Source organism: Pseudomonas sp. NMI542_15, from assembly GCF_021283425.1.
GTDB classification, from domain to species: domain Bacteria; phylum Pseudomonadota; class Gammaproteobacteria; order Pseudomonadales; family Pseudomonadaceae; genus Aquipseudomonas; species Aquipseudomonas fortuita.
Window position 1 is genome coordinate 507,729 of sequence record NZ_JAJSRO010000003.1, and the last position, 16,931, is coordinate 524,659.

The 16,931-nt window shown below is 58.5% G+C and carries 17 protein-coding genes; 6 read left to right on the top strand and 11 right to left on the bottom strand.

The annotated features are described in order from the left end of the window. Positions 1–121: 121 nt before the first annotated feature. The 9 genes from LU684_RS08340 to LU684_RS08380 form a co-directional block, all read right to left on the bottom strand. Positions 122–475, bottom strand: a complete 354-nt coding sequence (locus LU684_RS08340) for a copper-binding protein (RefSeq protein ID WP_095116295.1) — start codon at positions 473–475, stop codon at positions 122–124. Next, positions 472–3,630, bottom strand: coding sequence for an efflux RND transporter permease subunit (locus LU684_RS08345; protein ID WP_095116297.1), 3,159 nt, complete (start codon positions 3,628–3,630; stop codon positions 472–474). Before LU684_RS08345 ends, LU684_RS08340 begins: the two co-directional genes overlap by 4 nt. Further along, a complete protein-coding gene (locus LU684_RS08350; protein ID WP_095116299.1) occupies positions 3,627–5,090 on the bottom strand; it encodes an efflux RND transporter periplasmic adaptor subunit in 1,464 nt (487 codons plus the stop codon). The genes LU684_RS08345 and LU684_RS08350 overlap by 4 nt, the downstream gene beginning before the upstream one ends. Further along, a complete protein-coding gene (locus tag LU684_RS08355; protein ID WP_095116301.1) occupies positions 5,087–6,337 on the bottom strand; it encodes a TolC family protein in 1,251 nt (416 codons plus the stop codon). Before LU684_RS08355 ends, LU684_RS08350 begins: the two co-directional genes overlap by 4 nt. Before the next feature lie 86 nt (positions 6,338–6,423). Then, entirely contained in the window at positions 6,424–6,771 is a 348-nt protein-coding gene (locus LU684_RS08360) for a hypothetical protein (RefSeq protein WP_095116303.1), read from the bottom strand. Between the two features lie 142 nt (positions 6,772–6,913). Further along, positions 6,914–7,852, bottom strand: coding sequence for a CDF family Co(II)/Ni(II) efflux transporter DmeF (gene dmeF, locus LU684_RS08365; protein WP_095116305.1), 939 nt, complete (start codon positions 7,850–7,852; stop codon positions 6,914–6,916). 7 nt (positions 7,853–7,859) lie between these two features. After that, the gene (locus tag LU684_RS08370) at positions 7,860–8,135 is read right to left on the bottom strand and encodes a metal/formaldehyde-sensitive transcriptional repressor (RefSeq protein WP_095116307.1); all 276 of its coding nucleotides are present in this window, start codon (positions 8,133–8,135) and stop codon (positions 7,860–7,862) included. A gap of 80 nt (positions 8,136–8,215) precedes the next feature. Beyond that, complete coding sequence (locus LU684_RS08375; protein WP_095116308.1) at positions 8,216–9,625, bottom strand: heavy metal sensor histidine kinase; 1,410 nt, start codon at positions 9,623–9,625, stop codon at positions 8,216–8,218. Next, the gene (locus tag LU684_RS08380; protein WP_060519766.1) at positions 9,625–10,302 is read right to left on the bottom strand and encodes a heavy metal response regulator transcription factor; all 678 of its coding nucleotides are present in this window, start codon (positions 10,300–10,302) and stop codon (positions 9,625–9,627) included. Before LU684_RS08380 ends, LU684_RS08375 begins: the two co-directional genes overlap by 1 nt. Before the next feature lie 165 nt (positions 10,303–10,467). Between LU684_RS08380 and LU684_RS08385 the strand changes: the two genes are divergently transcribed. From LU684_RS08385 to LU684_RS08410, 6 genes are all read left to right on the top strand, one after another. After that, the gene (locus LU684_RS08385) at positions 10,468–10,674 is read left to right on the top strand and encodes a co-regulatory protein PtrA N-terminal domain-containing protein (RefSeq protein ID WP_060519770.1); all 207 of its coding nucleotides are present in this window, start codon (positions 10,468–10,470) and stop codon (positions 10,672–10,674) included. A 181-nt stretch (positions 10,675–10,855) separates the two neighbouring features. Continuing rightward, positions 10,856–12,844 (top strand): copper resistance system multicopper oxidase, encoded by a 1,989-nt coding sequence (locus LU684_RS08390; RefSeq protein ID WP_232894453.1) that lies wholly within the window; start codon positions 10,856–10,858, stop codon positions 12,842–12,844. Positions 12,845–12,858: 14 nt separating this feature from the next. Further along, entirely contained in the window at positions 12,859–13,182 is a 324-nt protein-coding gene (locus LU684_RS08395; protein ID WP_095116312.1) for a hypothetical protein, read from the top strand. After that, a complete protein-coding gene (locus tag LU684_RS08400; protein WP_095116314.1) occupies positions 13,172–14,287 on the top strand; it encodes a copper resistance protein B in 1,116 nt (371 codons plus the stop codon). Before LU684_RS08395 ends, LU684_RS08400 begins: the two co-directional genes overlap by 11 nt. 10 nt (positions 14,288–14,297) lie before the next feature. Further along, on the top strand, positions 14,298–15,080 hold the full coding sequence (locus LU684_RS08405; protein ID WP_095116316.1) for a c-type cytochrome: 783 nt from the start codon (positions 14,298–14,300) through the stop codon (positions 15,078–15,080). Continuing rightward, positions 15,070–15,525, top strand: a complete 456-nt coding sequence (locus LU684_RS08410) for a DUF411 domain-containing protein (RefSeq protein ID WP_177434965.1) — start codon at positions 15,070–15,072, stop codon at positions 15,523–15,525. The genes LU684_RS08405 and LU684_RS08410 overlap by 11 nt, the downstream gene beginning before the upstream one ends. Positions 15,526–15,640: 115 nt before the next feature. Here the strand turns inward: LU684_RS08410 and LU684_RS08415 are convergent, their stop codons facing one another. Both LU684_RS08415 and LU684_RS08420 read right to left on the bottom strand, forming a co-directional pair. Beyond that, entirely contained in the window at positions 15,641–15,913 is a 273-nt protein-coding gene (locus tag LU684_RS08415; protein ID WP_269803271.1) for a hypothetical protein, read from the bottom strand. A gap of 200 nt (positions 15,914–16,113) precedes the next feature. Beyond that, positions 16,114–16,761, bottom strand: a complete 648-nt coding sequence (locus tag LU684_RS08420) for a hypothetical protein (protein ID WP_095116318.1) — start codon at positions 16,759–16,761, stop codon at positions 16,114–16,116. Positions 16,762–16,931 lie beyond the last annotated feature (170 nt).

A 16,931-nucleotide genomic window follows, 5' to 3' on the forward strand; every position in this document is an offset into this window, starting at 1 on the left:
ACCGTCTCATGACGGTATGTAGCGTTCGACCTGAAGGGGTCCTTAAGATTGATTACATTTCTGTAAGCTTGTCCGAATCATCTCGGTATGAAGGCGTGCCTGATCATTCAAGGCTTTTCAATCACTGCTTCTGGATGCTCTCGATTTTCGCGACGCTTCCCTCCATACGGAACCCAAATTTCACCTTGTCGCCTACATTCAAGCCCTTCAGCTGCGCAGGCTCAGCTTGGAAGCCCATGGTCATCGCCGGCCATTTGAGCTCCGCTACCGGGCCGTGCGCCAAGGTGATTTTCCCGCTTTGAGGATCCAGCGCCTTTATTGTCCCCTCAGCATGCGCAGTGGGCGCCGCCTGGCTACCTTGGTCACCCTCGGCGGAGGCTGGCATTTTCTTCATGTCCATACCATCCATGTCCTGGGCATGCACACTGGCAGCGAAAGCGGTGACTAGACCTGCGATGACAATTAGCTTTTTCATTGGATTTCTCCTGAGAGGTTGGGGGTAGTTACAGCAAGTTCGCGGCGACGGATCAGCCAGTACGCCGCAGGGATTACAAAAAGGGAAAGCAAGGGGGCGGTGAGCATGCCGCCCACCATGGGCACCGCGATGCGGCTCATGACCTCGCTGCCGGTACCGCTGCTCCAGAGAATGGGCAGCAGGCCTGCAACGATGACCGCCACCGTCATTGCCTTGGGTCTAATGCGTTGCACCGCGCCCTCACGGATCGCGTCGAGCAGCGTTGCTCGTGTGGTTTCGCCGTTGGCCTGACGCTCAGCCCAAGCGTTATTCAGGTAGATGAGCATGATCACTCCGAACTCCGCCGCTACCCCGGCCAGGGCAATGAAGCCAACGCCTGTGGCCACCGATAGGTTGTAGCCCAGCAGGTAAAGCAGCCAGACGCCCCCGGTCAGGGCAAAAGGTAAGGTGCCCATGATGAGCAGTGCTTCACCGAGGCGGCCGAAGGTCAGGTAGAGCAGCACAAAGATAATGGCCAGCGTCGCCGGCACCACCCAGGCCAGACGGGCGTTCGCCCGCTCCAGGTATTCGAACTGGCCGGAGTAGCTCAAGCTCATGCCTGGATCGAGCTTCACCTCGCTGTTGATCGCCTGACGAAGGTCTGCCACAACAGACGATAGGTCCCGGCCGCGCACATCGATGTACACCCAGCCCGAGGGACGAGCATTCTCGCTCTTGAGCATGGGCGGGCCATCAGCGATACGTATGCGGGCCACGCTGCCGAGGGTCAGCTGGCCGCCCTGCGAGGTGTAGATCGGCAGCTGACGCAACGCCTCCACGGAATCACGCCATTCGCGTGGATAGCGCACGCTGATGGGATAGCGGGCCAACCCTTCAACCGTTTCCCCGATGCTTTCGCCACCGATGGCGCCGGCGACAATGGCCTGTACGTCGGTGATGTTCAGGCCGTAACGGGCTGCGGCATGGCGGTCGATATCCAGATCAATGTAGCGGCCGCCAGTCAAACGCTCTGCCAGCGCCGACGTCACTCCAGGCACCTTTTTCGCTGCCCGCTCCACAGCGAGAGTGGCCCGGTCTATCTGGTCCAGGTCGCTGCCGGCCACCTTGACGCCGATTGGGCTCTTGATGCCGGTGGCCAGCATATCGATGCGGTTGCGGATGGGCGGGATCCAGATGTTGGTCAGCCCAGGCACACGCACAGTGCGATCAAGCTCCTCGATGAGCTTCTCCGTGGTCATCCCTGGACGCCACTCACTCTTGGGATTGAGCCGAACGGTGGTCTCGAACATCTCCAGCGGTGCCGGGTCGGTAGCGGACTCGGCGCGGCCGGCTTTACCAAAGACACTGGCCACTTCGGGAACAGTTCGTATCAGACGATCCGTTCGTTGCAACAGTTCTGAAGCTTTCTGCGCCGAGAGTCCAGGCAAGGCTGAAGGCATGTAGAGCAGATCACCTTCATCGAGCGGAGGAAGGAACTCGCCCCCAAGATGATTCAAGGGCCACAGACTGCTGAGCAGGATGAGCAATGCTCCAGCGAGGGTAACCAGAGGCCGGCGCAGGACGACCTCCAATGCCGGACGGTACAGCCAGATGAGGCCCCGGTTGAGCGGGTTGCGCTGTTCCGCAGGCAGTGGCCCTCTGATCCAGTACCCCATCAGCACCGGAATCAGGGTCACCGATAGCGCAGCCGCCGCTGCCATTGCGTAGGTCTTGGTAAAGGCCAGGGGTGCGAAGAGACGCCCTTCCTGGGCTTGCAGCGTGAACACCGGGATGAACGATAGCGTGATGATCATCAGGCTGAAGAACAGTGCCGGCCCTACCTCGACGGCCGCCTCCGTCATTACCCTCCAATGCGCTTCGCCTCGCAACGGCTGACCAGGATGTCGGGCATGCCAAGCCTCAACGCGTTTGTGGGCGTTCTCGATCATGACCACGGCAGCATCCACCATCGCGCCGATGGCAATTGCTATACCGCCGAGTGACATGATGTTGGCGTTGATGCCCTGATGACGCATGACGATCAGCGCTATCAGGATTCCCACGGGCAGCGAAACGATAGCCACCAATGACGAGCGCAGGTGCCAGAGAAAGGCTGCGCATACCAACGCCACTACCACGAATTCCTCGATCAGCTTGTGACTGAGGTTCTCTACGGCACGGTCGATCAGCTGGCTGCGGTCGTAGACGGTAACAAGCTCCACCCCGGCTGGCAGGCCTTTCTTCAGGGTTTCGAGCTTGGCCTTGACGTGGGCGATGGCCTCACGAGCATTCTTGCCGCTGCGCAGGATCACCACACCTCCTACAGCTTCACCGAGGCCGTCCAGTTCGCCTATGCCTCTGCGGGCTTCCGGACCTATCTGCACCGTAGCGACGTCGCCTAATGTCACCGGCACGCCCTTGGTAGCCAGTCGCAGCGGTATCGCCCTGAAATCATCCAGTGATCGCAGGTAGCCGGCCGCACGTACCATGAATTCCGCTTCGCCCTGCTCCAGTACACCGCCACCGGTCTCCTGGTTGGCCTTGCCTATAGCCTCCACCACCTCAGCCTGGGTGATACCGAGGCTGGCCATACGCAGCGGATCGAGGACGACTTGGTACTGCTTGACCATACCGCCGATGGTGGCTACCTCAGCGACATCCGGCAGGGTCTTGAGCTCATAGCGCAGGAACCAGTCCTGCAGGCTGCGCAGTTGCGACAGGTCATGGCCGCCGTTGCGATCGACCAACGCATACTGATAAATCCAGCCCACTCCGGTGGCGTCCGGGCCAAGTACCGGCTTGGCTGCCGCAGGTAATCGCGATTGCGCCTGGCTCAGGTACTCAAGCACCCGTGAGCGCGCCCAATACAGATCGGTGCCGTCCTCGAACAGCACGTAGACGAAGCTGTCACCGAAGGCGGAGAAGCCGCGAACCGTTTTGGCCCCCGGAACCGAGAGCATGGTAGTGGTCAGCGGATAGGTCACCTGATTCTCAACGATCTGGGGAGCCTGGCCTGGGTAGGACGTGCGGATGATCACCTGCACGTCCGACAGGTCGGGCAAGGCGTCGATTGGCAGGCTACGCACCGAGACGAAGCCCCATGCCACCAGAAACAGCGTGGCGAGGAGCACCAGCACACGGTTGCCTACCGACCAGCGGATCAGCTTGGCAATCATGGTTGGCCCTCCACCACATTGATCTGCTCAACTACCATGCCCTCGTCGCGTTCGCGTATGCCAAAACGAATCTGCGCACCGACCTTGAGGCCATCAAGGAGAGACTGATCAGCCACAGGAAAGGTCATGGTCATCCCTGGCATGCCCAGGGTGATGAAAGGACCGTGGGCAACGGTGAGCTGGGTGCCGTCTATCTGCACGACACGGCCATCCGCTTCATGCAGGGCGGGCCCCGCATTAGGCTGACTATCCTGCGCCGTCGCCGCCTCGATGCCTTTCAAATTAGCGTCGGAGTCCAACAGGAATTGCCCGGAAGCGACGATGCGCTGTCCTGCCTGAAGGCCCTGCAACACCGCAACTTTCCCTTTGCTCTCCTGGCCCAACACGACTTCCACCGGCCGGAAGCGACCACCGTCTTCAGCCAGCATCACCAGATCCCGCTTGCCGGTGCGGATGACCGCCTCGGCAGGCACCAAGAGGCTTTGCTCGGCAGACTCGCCGGGATGGAGAGCCACTTGAGCGGTCATCCCAGGACGAAGCCGTCCATCCGGGTTGGGCAACTCGATACGCAGGCGCAACGTGCGGCTCTGCAAATCGGCATCGGCCAATAGCGCAGTCAACTTGCCTGGCAAGGGTTCGCCCGGGAATGCTGGCAATTGCGCCTGCACAGGCTGGCCTTCGCGCAGGCCTTGAGCCTGGGATTCCGGCACAGCCGCTTCCAGCCAGACGTTGGCCACTCCATTGATCCTTGCCAAGGTAGCCCCCGGCGTCAGCGTCATTCCGGGTCGCAAATCGAGAGCCTGAATTACACCGGCAGTGGGTGCTGAAAGTGTGACCGAGAGCTGCACCTTCCCCGTGCTCGCGACCCGGTTGATCAGGTCGGCCGGCATGCCGGCGAGCACAAGCCGCTGTCGTGCCGCCGCCGTCAGCTGCGCGTCGCCGGAATGCCGCAGCGCCAGGTATTCCTCCTGCAAACCAGCCCACTCCGGGGTCAGCACATCGGCTAGAGGAGCCCCTTTGGCAACGATGTCACCCGTCGCTCGACCATAGACGCGCTCGACGTAACCGCCAGTCCGGGCCTGCAACACGCTGAAGTCGCGTTCGTCGAACGCCAGAACGCCGCTTACGCTCAGGGTTCGCTCAAGCCGACCAGCCGTCACCGTTGCCAATCGAATCCCAAGGTTTTGCTGGAGCCCAGCCGAGACCTGAACCGCAGGCTGCTCCTCGCCAGCCGTGTCATCCGAATACTTGGGCACGAGCGGCATGTCCATGAAGGGTGATTTTCCGGGCGCCGGGAAGTGCTGCTGGGGATACATCGGGTCATACCAGTACAGCGCTTTTTTTTCCTCACCTACTGGCTGCGATGGGGAATACGCACCTCTTCCACCTAGCCAGAAGCCAGCGCCAATCCCAATAGCTAGGGCAGCAGCCACGAGCAAACCAATCGACCTATTCCTCATGCCCGCACCTCTCCATAAACGAAATGCAGACGCGCTGCTGTTGCCGCCAACTGTCCTTGCAGGTCCACATCCTGTAGCAGTGCTTCCACACGCTGCCGGCGTGCCGACAGCACTTCACTCAACGGAGACTTACCGGCGCGGTAGTCCGCCAGAGCGAGGCGTACCCGGTCCTCGGCCAGAGGTAGAAGCGTTTCGCGACTGCGCCGCACTGCCCGTTGCAAGCGGTGGTACTCGGCAAGGTCTGTTTCAAGCTGGGCTTGATGCTCGCGCAGGGCAGCGTCCTGCTCATCCTCCAGTTGTCGAACTTGTGCGCGTCGTGCCGCAATCATCGGGTCTTGCCGTGAGCTGCTGAACAACGGCAACTGGAAGCTGACCTGCAGGCTGACCATGTTGCTGAAATCCGGGCCACGGCGCTGATAATCCACCCCCCAGGACCAATCCGATTTCTTCTCCGCCTGAGCCTGATGTACCTGGGCTTGAGCCTCGCGTGTCATGGCGTTGTAGGTATTGAGCTCCGGATGGGCATGGACGGAGTGCAGGTATTCAGCTGCGTCTACAGGCCAGACAGGGAACGTCGGCGCGCCTACTTCGGCGTCCTGCCCAATCCAGCGCTTCAGCGCGGCTCGCGCCTGAGCTGATTGACTCAACAGAACGTCTTTCTGCTCGTCCAGCTGCGCGGCTTCTTGCTTGGGAGCCAGCGTATCGGCGGTGGAGCCTGCACCACCGGCCAGGCGGGCCCGCACCGTGGACGCCAGCAGCTGGTTTTCTTTGTAGAAGGCGTCGAACTGTTCAAGCTTTCGCTGCACGGTGTATGCAGCCACCCAAGCCTGGGCGGTTGCCGCCCGAACCTTGAGCCGTTCGAACACCGCCTCGGCATCGGCTCGCTCGACCGTGGCCTGCGCTGTCTCTATGCGAGCTTTGCGTTTGTCCCGGTTCGGTACTTCTTGGGACAGGCCAACCACCTGCATGGTCATGAAGTCTCTGTTCATGCTCCAGCGGTCGGTGCCTTCAATCGGCAGGTTCTGTACCCCGAGATTCAGGCGCGGATCGGGTAGTTCGCCCGCTGGAATGACTGCGCTGCGCGCAGCTGATGCCTGCTCCTGGCGGGCCTGTAGAGAGGGAGCGTTGCGTTCAGCCAGTTGCAGCGCCTCATCCAGCGACAGCGTTGCAGCCTGTGCCGAGACAGCCGGCAGCAGTATGGAAAGGACGGCCGTGGTTATCCGTCCCTGAAAACGTTGGGGAGTCATGAAAATGATTCCTCGAAAGATCAGCGCCCAGGCGCGTGCCATCGCCCCGCTGCTAGGCGGAACGACGGTGTGAAATTAAGAGGGAATCAGACGCGGGGAGGCCGCCATGGATCGGGGGGAGAGCCTGTTGCTATGCCTACCGCGTAGGTATCGGCAGGTCGTGGCTTGGCAAAGGTCAGCCCAGGCGTCAGGAAGCTGAGCTGTACGGTACTGGCAGTCCTGCACTCCTGGCCGACCTTGCAGGATTTGGCATGATCGCCAGTCTTACCCAGGTCGTGGTCCTGGCAGCAGTCATGGTCCATACCCGCCATCATTTCCATGCCGATGGCCTGCATTGGGCAAGGTTCAGTCGCCGAATCGACGCCCGCCATCCCGTTAAGCGGAAGCGCCACGATAAGCATCAGGATGGTGAGCAGTCGAATGAACCGATTCATGATGGGCGAGTATAGGTTACCGGGATGAGTTCAGCATTAAGGGGTTGGGGCTGCACTAACCAATCGTTTTGAACCAGTGGCGGCGCTTATGCCTGTGCTGGATGAGTGATGACTCCGTACAGCTTCGCCCATAACGAACGCCCTAACTCGCCGCAGCCCTATATTCCACCGTGAGATGGGCCACTTCATGAACAGGCGTCAGTGCTGCACGAATATCGTCGGCTGTGAAATCTAATGAGCCGGTTACGCTGACAATTGCCGCTCGGGCTTCAGGCCCCACCCTCCACACATGGAGGTCTGTGATCTGTAGCTTGCCGGAATGACTAAGTAATCCCCGAATTTCCTCGGCAACATGGTTGTCCGTCTTATCAAGCAGTACGGACGCCGTGTCTTTCATGAGGGACCACGCCCATCTTGCTATTACGACAGCGCCCACGAGCCCCATAACCGGATCAAGCCACACCCAGCCAAGAAACTTGCCTGCGAGCAGCGCGACGATTGCAAGGACTGACGTCACTGCGTCCGCAAGTACGTGGACGTACGCTGAACGTAGATTGTTGTCTTCGCCATGCATGTGGCCGTGAGGTCCATGCGAATGACCATGCGAGTGGCCGTGTCCATGATCGTGATGATGGCCCCCACCAGCCAGAAGCAAGGCACTGACGACATTCACAATCAGACCGGTGATAGCGATCAGAGTCGCCGTTCCAAACTGCACCTGGGTCGGCTCAAAAAGACGCAGTACCGACTCGATACCGATGCCTAACGAGATCAAACCAAGAATCAAGGCCGAGGCGAAGCCTCCGAGATCACCCACTTTGCCTGTGCCAAAACTGAAAATGGAACTCTCAGAATGCTTGCGGGCATAGGCGTACGCCGCAGCTGCAATTCCTAATGCTCCTGCGTGCGTTGCCATATGGAAACCATCTGCCAACAGCGCCATTGAGCCTGTGATATGTCCAGCGGCGATCTCACCTACCATCATGACGACGGTAAGCAGGACTACCCACAAGGTGCGCTTGGCATTGGCGTCGTGAGCAACGCCAAGAAAGTTATGGCTGTGTATGTATGTGGTGCTCATGCGTTTCTCACTTTGAATATCGGCGTATTGCTTCAAGAAGCTCTTCAAGACCTTGTGCTCGTTCCTGGTCAGTCAGGCCAGCCTTCGCTACATGTTCCCGAGCATGGTCCTCGATGATTTCGTCAAGCAGTCCGTTTATCGCCCCACGGGTTGCGGCAACCAAATGCAGGGTCTTTGCGCAATCGGCTTCGCCATCCAACGCACGTTCGATTGCTTGGACCTGTCCAGCGATACGTTTCACGCGCTTGAGCAGTTCATCCTTCGCCGCCTTTGTGTGAGCCATACCATACCCCCCTACCCTATAGTGGGGCGCATGATGAAGATTCGGATCTGAGAAAGCAACGGCCCGTTCAACTTACACGACTAGCTGCACATGCTTCGAGGCGATGAGCTTTCCTGGTCGATTGGGAAGCTGAGATGGAATTCAGTTGTGCCATTCGCTGAATCACACCACACCCGGCCCTTATGGGCTAAGACAATGGAACGCGTAATCGCAAGGCCCAAACCAACATTGGTAGGGGTTCCCTCCCGCCTGGCAGGGTCGGCCCGATAAAAGCGGTCGAAGATTTTTCCGATATGTTGGGGATCGATGGTGACTCCGCTGTTACGTACGGATAGCGTCACGGTTTCAGGTGTTTGCTCGATCTGCACTGATATCTCGTTGCCTTCCGGGGTGTAGCGCAACGCGTTCGATAAAAGGTTGGAAAGCGCTCGGTCAATCATCAGGCGATCGCCACGAACCTCGCCACGACCTTTGAGGGTCAGCTGAATGCCACGGTCCTCAGCCAGGAACTGGTAGTACTCAAACAGCTTGGATACGAGCTCGGAGAGTTCCACATCGATCTGCTCGGGCACGATCAGACCGTTATCCGCCTTGGCGAGGAACAGCATGTCGTCGATCATGCGCGACATGCGCTTGAGGTCTTCCAGGTTCGAATAGAGGTTTTCCTCATAAGCATCCAAGTCACGCTTCTTGGTGAGCACCACTTCGGTATGGGTCAGAAGGTTGCTGACTGGCGTTCTCAACTCGTGAGCGATATCGGCAGAGAAGTTGGACAACCGAACGAATGCATCCTCCAACCGTCCCAGCATCCCGTTGAAAGACAGGATGAGCTCCTGAAGCTCCAGCGGTACGGGCTCCAGCGGAATGCGTTCGCGGAGTGATCTTGCCGACATCCCGGTCGCCACTTTGGTGATTTGCCCAACAGGCCGAAGCCCACTCTTGGCCACGACCCAGCCCAAGCCTGCGCTCACAATCGCGCTGATCACCAGGCCAATTCCGAACCACCATTGTAGGGTGACAAAGAAGTGGGCATGAGTGGTGACATCGAGCATCAGCACGGCCGTCACCGGTTCCGGCTCGCCTGCAATGGTCAGCTGGGCGGTAATGCCGCGAAAGTTCTGCGATTCATCCTGCCATTCCCAGACCGCACCCCGGTGCGCCTGCTCGAATCGCTGAGGAATTTGGGAGGCTTTGGGGTCTGAAAAAAGGACCGTACCATCAGCCTTGGTGATTTTCGCCGACAAATCCTGATGTGCGCCGAGCAATGCCCGCAGCTGCTGCTCCTGATCGTCGAGCCCGCCTCGCGCTGCTGAGATGGACAGGATATGACGCGTTGACTCCAGCTTTTCGGAAAGCGCCTGCTCATCCAGCATCCGGAAATGGTGCTGACTGAGCCCGTAGAAAGCCACCCCGGCAACCACCAGGACAGCAGTCACCGCGAACATGAACATCAGGGTCAGTCGCTTGACGAGCGATGATTGCGGGCGCATCACTCCGGCACATCCATCATGTAGCCCATGCCTCGGGCGGTATGGATGAGCTTTGGCGCGAAGTCGTCATCAATCTTGGCCCGCAGTCGGCGAATCGCGACCTCGATCACGTTGGTGTCACTGTCGAAGTTCATGTCCCAGACCTGAGAAGCGATCAGCGACTTGGGGAGCACCTCGCCGCGTCGGCGCATGAGCAGCTCCAGCAGGGAAAACTCCTTTGCGGTAAGGTCGATCCGCTTGCCGTTTCGCGTAGCTCGACGCTTGAGCAGGTCTACCTCAAGGTCTGCCATCTTCATGGTGGTTTGAGCAGCACCACCGTTGCCTCTGCGCAACAACGTGCGAACCCGAGCCAGCAGCTCCGAGAACGCAAAGGGCTTCACCAGGTAATCATCAGCGCCCAGTTCCAAACCTTTCACGCGGTCGTCTACGCCGTCTCGGGCCGTCAAGAAAAGGACCGGCACATCCTGACCCGCCGCACGGATCTTGCGCAGGACATCCCAGCCATCGAGCCCCGGCATCATCACGTCGAGGATCAGCAAGTCATACGCTTCGCTCTGTGCCTGTTGCAGGGCGTCAGTGCCTGTCATCACCCGGTCAACGGTGAAGCCAGCTTCTGTCAGGCCTTGCTGGAGGTAGACACCGGTTTTCGGCTCATCTTCGGCTACGAGTAATTTCATCTGCTCTCATCCACGCGGGGTGCATCTCCAGTTTGCAGGAAAAAAGACGCCCAACCAGAAGCTGACGGAAAAGTAATGTCGAGATCAGTTTTCTGACAGCACCGCGAAGCTAACTTGACCCTGTACCTGACGCCATGAGGCGCAGAACCCACTGAGGATCTCCAGATGAACATGGTCAAAGCAATTGTGATGGTCGTTACCTTCGGCATGGCAGGCATCGCCCTAGCAGAGGGCGGCGCGGACCGGACCTTTGCGCGGATGGAAGCGGCTCGCCAAAGCTCCATGCAGGCATTCCAAGTTGCGCAGGAGAAGAAAGAGCAGGCGCCAGTTGCCGCCCAGTCCAGCAAGCATGCCGGCCACGAAAGCTGCTGATCCGAGCTTACAGAAATGTAATCACCCCGGAATCTGAACTATGGCAGTTTCAGACTACGGCCTCTCATCAGCCTCGCGCAGTGACGAAAGTCTACGAGACTGGTGAGAGCTCCAATGAACCCAAGGGCTGCCCCATCGAGCAGCCTGGATATCAGCGATCTACCTGACTGGACGCAACGGCATGCAAAGCAAAACCACGAGACGATCTTTCGTCAAAGGCCTGGCCGCTACCGGACTTCTGGGTGGGCTCGGCATGTGGCGCGCGCCGGTCTGGGCCGTGACCAGCCCTGGCCAACCGAACGTGCTGAGCGGCACGGACTTCGATCTGTATATCGGCGAACTCCCCGTCAATATCACGGGTGCAGCTCGCACGGCCATGGCCATCAACGGCTCGGTGCCAGGGCCGATACTGCGATGGCGCGAAGGCGACACCGTGACGCTGCGCGTACGCAACCGGCTGAAACAGGACACCTCCATTCACTGGCACGGCATCATCCTGCCCGCCAACATGGACGGTGTGCCGGGCTTGAGCTTCCACGGCATCGCTCCCGATGGCATGTACGAATACAAGTTCAAGGTCCACCAGAACGGCACTTACTGGTATCACAGCCACTCAGGCTTCCAAGAGCAGTCCGGGGTCTATGGGGCGTTGGTGATCGATGCCAAGGATCCGGAGCCGTTTGTGTACGACCGTGATTACGTCGTCATGCTCAGCGATTGGACGGATGAAGACCCGGCGCGGGTGCTCTCCAAACTCAAGAAGCAATCTGACTACTACAACTTCCACAAGCGCACAGTTAGCGACTTCGTTGACGATGTGAGCGAAAAAGGCTGGTCGGCCGCTGTAGCGGATCGGAAGATGTGGGCTGAAATGAAGATGAGCCCCACCGACCTCGCTGACGTGAGCGGGTATACCTACACCTACCTCATGAACGGCCAGGCTCCGAACGGTAACTGGACGGGTATCTTCAAGCCCGGCGAGAAGATCCGCCTGCGCTTTATCAACGGCTCGGCCATGACCTATTTCGATGTCCGGATTCCTGGGCTCAAGATGACGGTTGTGGCTGCCGACGGCCAGTACGTCAAACCCGTATCGGTCGATGAGTTCCGGATTGCAGTTGCCGAAACCTACGATGTCATCGTCGAACCTGAAAACGAGCAGGCCTATACGATCTTCGCGCAATCCATGGACCGTACCGGGTACTCCCGAGGCACCCTGGCAGTTCGTGAAGGCTTGCAAGCGCCCGTGCCGGAGGTAGATCCACGCCCGATTATCGCCATGAGCGATATGGGCATGGACCACGGCAGCATGGGCGGAATGGATCACGGCGGCATGGCTGGCATGGACCAGGGGAACATGGCCGGCATGGATCACAGCAAGATGGCTGGGATGGATCATGGCAGCATGGCCAGCATGGCCAGCATGGCCAGCATGGCCAGCATGGACCACAGCAAGATGGCTGGGATGGACCATGGCAGCATGGCCGGCATGGACCATGGCAGCATGGCCGGCATGGACCATGGCAGCATGGCCGGCATGGACCACAGCAAGATGGCTGGAATGGACCATAGCAACATGGCCGGCATGGATCACAGCACGATGGCTGGGATGAGTCATGAGGGCATGGCCGGCATGAGCGGTGCAATGCAGAGCCATCCGGCTTCCGAGACCAACAACCCGTTGGTCGATATGCAGACCATGTCGCCGACCCCGAAGCTGAACGATCCGGGAATTGGCCTGCGCAACAACGGACGCCGAGTGCTGACCTACGCCGATTTGCGGAGCACCTTCATCGATCCCGATGGTCGAGAGCCTGGACGCACAATCGAACTACACCTTACCGGCCACATGGAGAAGTTCGCGTGGTCGTTCGACGGTATCAAATTCTCCGACGCTGAACCGCTGCGGTTGAAATATGGCGAGCGTCTCCGCATCACCTTGGTCAACGACACCATGATGACTCACCCCATCCATCTCCACGGTATGTGGAGTGATCTGGAGGACGAGAACGGCAACTTCATGGTTCGCAAGCACACCATCGACATGCCACCTGGCTCAAAACGAAGCTATCGCGTCACCGCAGATGCCTTGGGACGTTGGGCCTATCACTGTCACCTACTGTTCCACATGGAAATGGGCATGTTCCGAGAAGTCCGTGTGGACGAATGAACTGGAGATTTGAAATGAGCAAACCAATGAAACGAAGCGCCTTTTTCCTCTCCGCTGCGATGGTCGGCATGTTGGCTGTTTATGCCCCGTCGTCGTGGTCTAGCGACAACCATGATCAGCATTCCCAGAAATCCACCGAGGCCGGTAAAACCAAAGGTTCGCAGGACAAGCAGGGTCAGGGGATGAACCATGAAGGCATGGACCATGGGTCCATGGAAGGTATGGACCACGGCTCGATGAAGAGGATGGACCATGGCTCGATGGAAGGCATGGACCACGACAAAATGATGGAATCGCATGGCAGCGACAAAGCTAAGGCAGGGAAAGATGGTCAATAGCTTTGGGCGGCCTTCGCTGTTGGCCCTGACTGTTTCAATTGGCATGCTGGGCGTAACGCCCAGCTTCGCCGCTGAAGAAATGGATCACTCGGGCATGGATCATTCGAAAATGGGGCACGGTTCCATGCAAATGGATGCTGCTCCGTCCGAATCGATGCCGGCGATGGATCACAGCAAGATGCGGGGGAGCAAACAGCAGAAACAGCCTGCCCCTGTTGATCACAGCCAGATGGGTCATGCTCAAAGCCAGAGCAAATCCAGGCCGGTGGACCATAGCAAGATGGACCACAGCAAAATGGGCCATGGAAACATGAAGGGCATGGATCACGGTTCGATGAAGGGCATGGACCATTCCCAGATGAATCATGGTTCAGCGACTTCTCCGACCACAACGAGCCGCACGCCGATTCCAGTGCTCACTGATGCCGATCGCGAGGCAGCCTTTCCCCCTTTGGGTGGCCACCAGGTGCACGACAGCGGAATCAACAGCTTCTTCCTGTTGGACCAGCTCGAATACCAGGACGCCGACGAAGGCAGCACGCTGGCCTGGGACGCTTCGGGCTGGGTAGGCGGCGACATCAATCGACTCTGGGTTCGCTCGGAAGGCGAGCGCACCAATGGAGTAACCGAAGACGCTGAGCTGCAACTGCTATACGGGCGCTCGGTCAGTCCTTGGTGGGACGTGGTCGCCGGGGTCCGTCAGGATTTCAAACCGGAATCACCGCAGACCTGGGCAGCCTTTGGTATTCAGGGCATGGCCTTGTATGACTTCGAGGCCGAAGCTACGGCGTTCATCGGCGAGAACGGCCAGACTGCTGCGCGTCTTGAGGGCGAATACGACATCCTGCTGACCAATCGCTTGATTTTGCAGCCCACGGCTGAGGCGAACTTCTATGGCAAGAACGATCCTGAGCGCGGTGTTGGCTCGGGTCTGGCCAATACCGAAGTCGGTCTGCGTCTACGGTATGAAATTGTCCGCCAGTTTGCCCCGTACATAGGCGTTACCTGGAGTCGCTCCTACGGCAACACCGCTGACTTCATCCGAGACGAGGGTGGAGATGTTAATGAGGCACGCTTCGTTGCCGGTATCAGGATGTGGTTCTGAGAATTCCAACATGAAAAGAACAATTACAACGCTGCTTGTGGCCGGTGCTGTCGGAAGTGCTGCGGTACTGGGCACGGCGTATTTCGGCTTGGTGAATGTCGGCGCCGATGATCCTCACTTCCCGGCTGTCCATTCGTTTCTCGCCATGGCTCGCGACCGGTCGATTGAGGTTCGAGCGCGAGACATTGAAGTGCCTGACCTGAAGGACGCCGCATTGATCAAGGCAGGCGCAGGCAACTACAACGCCATGTGCATTGGGTGCCACCTCGCCCCTGGCGTTGGGAAGACAGAACTTAGCCAAGCGCTATACCCGTCGCCACCTGACCTCACCAAGGTGGGTGTCGGAGACGATCCGGCTGCCGCATTCTGGACGATCAAGCACGGCATCAAAGCCACCGGCATGCCCGCTTGGGGCAAGAGCATGGGTGACGAGTACATCTGGGGAATCGTCGCGTTCCTGGATCAACTTCCACAGATGAATCCCGAGCAGTACAAGGCTTTGGTGGCCACGAGCGGTGGACACCAGCACGGCGGCGGTGAAAGCGATATGCATAACCATGAAGGCCAGCACGGCGAGAGCGGGCATGCCGAGCATGGCGATCACGACGAAGCGGCAGACGACGATCATGCCCAGGCAGCTCACGACCATGAAGCTGCACCCGCAGGCGCCGCCCAAGCGGCAGATCATCACGGTGACCACAATGCGGCCGAAGCCCATTCGGACGCCCACCCGAAATCGTCAACAAAGATGCATGTTCACAAAGACGGTAAGGAGCACACTCATGCCAACTAACCGGATACTCGTTCGGCTAGCCGCTATCGCTGGGCTGCTGGTGGCCTCGGCGGCCTACGCCGCCGAGCCATTGTCCATCGACGTCCACCGAGATGCGAACTGTGGTTGCTGCAAGAAGTGGATCGCGCACCTGGAAGCCAATGGTTTCAAAGTGACCGACCATGTTGAGACGGACATGAGCGCAGTGAAACAGAAGCTGGGCGTAGCGCCACGGTTGGCGTCCTGCCACACAGCCGTGATTGATGGAAAGTTTGTTGAAGGTCACGTGCCAGCTGAGCAGATTCGAGATTTCAAGGAGCGGAACGATCTGGTCGGGATCGCCGTGCCAGGAATGCCAGCTGGATCCCCAGGCATGGAGGTTGATGGCGTAAGCCATGCCTATCAGGTTATTGGTTTGACCAAAAACGGCGAGGACCTAGTAGTCGCCAACTATCCAGCCAAATAACGAACCAACGATGAGGACGGCAGTATGCTGACTGCCGTCCCATATATCCCCGCTAGAAAGCTTCATCAGCTCAACACGACGACACAGAGGGCCTGCAAAGCGTAGCTAATCAGATTCACAGCGCTCGCGGACAGGCTTGAGTACGATATCGCCGTTGATAAGCTTGATGGAGAGTCTGTCGCCCGTCGTGACCCCGAACCCGGTGAATTTCAGCCAGGCATGAAAATCCAGTCCCAGGGAAAAAGCGGATCTTCTCGCGGGTCGCCAGCTCTACCTGTGCAACACCGGCAAGCTCATAGGCAATCTGAACAGCCGAGTTCGCAGCTCCCGCAACGACAACACGCTGGCCGGCAAAGGCCTCAGGTATTCGATAAGCTGAGCTATGCAGACAGCGTACTGAAAAAAGTTCTCCAGCCTAGGAATATCAGGCATGAAAGGACGGCTGAAGCCCCCTGATGCCACCATCACAGCACGCGCAGGGAAAGTCGCTCCGTTGGCGGTGCGAATCTATAATGCATTGTCCTTCTGTACGACCGCCACCATACGGTTGCTGCAGCGGCCACCAGCTTTCTAAACCTACAGGGAGCGCTACACGGGCTTATCTTCTTTTTCCAGACGACTGACCATAGGAGAAAGCGAGATAACGGCTCGCAAGCCCTCATGATCGCCATCAGACCATGCCAGATCCTGTAAATCGTTGAGCGCGCCCTGCGTTGGAATTGACTGAAGAGCTTGCGTCGTCGGGTGGTACACGAAGGCGTAGAGACCTTTCTCAATCGCCCTGGAGACATGGCGGTGCCAATTAAAATTGCCGCCATCTGTCATCGTGTCCGCTGCCAGAAAGATGTCGTAGTACTGAACGATGTAGTTGAAAAGCACCTTCTGCGAAATATCGCGAAGAGCTAGGGAATGACGCCTATTCGCCGATCTCCAGACCAAGTTGCGCGCAAGGAGTCGGTTACTGACTCCTGGGACACACACGAGCGTGACCTTATCGTAAAAGGCTACTGATAACTCAATATCATCGACCAGGGCGATTTCGAACTCATTCTTTGCCGGTCCGAGCCGATGGTCAACTCGAACCAAACGATACCGAGGGTCAGCCCTAAGACCTGCTTGCTCATTGATCTCGCGCATCCCATCAGCCGCTGTGAGCGCGGTGTAGAAAGCAGAATTGTCAGCTGTGCCCGTAAGAAACGCTGAGAGAGCACTACGCTTTTGAGCTGAAAGGGACATATCGCCTTCTCTGTGAGAGCTATCGTCAGTGACCGACAAGCTATCCGGTGACCTAGGATTCCACAATCGTTCGAGGGGGATAGAACCTGCTTTGCCCCAAAGCTCCCCACCGGGGAGCCAGGTGATCAAGCACTACCTCTGGGCTTGATCACCCGAACACGGCAAATGGC

Excerpts from the sequence above, each read along its gene's own strand:
- LU684_RS08340 (WP_095116295.1), bottom strand. The coding sequence starts at position 475 with ATGAAAAAGCTAATTGTCATCGCAGGTCTAGTCACCGCTTTCGCTGCC.
- LU684_RS08345 (WP_095116297.1), bottom strand. The coding sequence starts at position 3,630 with ATGATTGCCAAGCTGATCCGCTGGTCGGTAGGCAACCGTGTGCTGGTG.
- LU684_RS08350 (WP_095116299.1), bottom strand. The coding sequence starts at position 5,090 with ATGAGGAATAGGTCGATTGGTTTGCTCGTGGCTGCTGCCCTAGCTATT.
- LU684_RS08355 (WP_095116301.1), bottom strand. The coding sequence starts at position 6,337 with ATGACTCCCCAACGTTTTCAGGGACGGATAACCACGGCCGTCCTTTCC.
- LU684_RS08360 (WP_095116303.1), bottom strand. The coding sequence starts at position 6,771 with ATGAATCGGTTCATTCGACTGCTCACCATCCTGATGCTTATCGTGGCG.
- dmeF (WP_095116305.1), bottom strand. The coding sequence starts at position 7,852 with ATGAGCACCACATACATACACAGCCATAACTTTCTTGGCGTTGCTCAC.
- LU684_RS08370 (WP_095116307.1), bottom strand. The coding sequence starts at position 8,135 with ATGGCTCACACAAAGGCGGCGAAGGATGAACTGCTCAAGCGCGTGAAA.
- LU684_RS08375 (WP_095116308.1), bottom strand. The coding sequence starts at position 9,625 with ATGCGCCCGCAATCATCGCTCGTCAAGCGACTGACCCTGATGTTCATG.
- LU684_RS08380 (WP_060519766.1), bottom strand. The coding sequence starts at position 10,302 with ATGAAATTACTCGTAGCCGAAGATGAGCCGAAAACCGGTGTCTACCTC.
- LU684_RS08385 (WP_060519770.1), top strand. The coding sequence starts at position 10,468 with ATGAACATGGTCAAAGCAATTGTGATGGTCGTTACCTTCGGCATGGCA.
- LU684_RS08390 (WP_232894453.1), top strand. The coding sequence starts at position 10,856 with ATGCAAAGCAAAACCACGAGACGATCTTTCGTCAAAGGCCTGGCCGCT.
- LU684_RS08395 (WP_095116312.1), top strand. The coding sequence starts at position 12,859 with ATGAGCAAACCAATGAAACGAAGCGCCTTTTTCCTCTCCGCTGCGATG.
- LU684_RS08400 (WP_095116314.1), top strand. The coding sequence starts at position 13,172 with ATGGTCAATAGCTTTGGGCGGCCTTCGCTGTTGGCCCTGACTGTTTCA.
- LU684_RS08405 (WP_095116316.1), top strand. The coding sequence starts at position 14,298 with ATGAAAAGAACAATTACAACGCTGCTTGTGGCCGGTGCTGTCGGAAGT.
- LU684_RS08410 (WP_177434965.1), top strand. The coding sequence starts at position 15,070 with ATGCCAACTAACCGGATACTCGTTCGGCTAGCCGCTATCGCTGGGCTG.
- LU684_RS08420 (WP_095116318.1), bottom strand. The coding sequence starts at position 16,761 with ATGTCCCTTTCAGCTCAAAAGCGTAGTGCTCTCTCAGCGTTTCTTACG.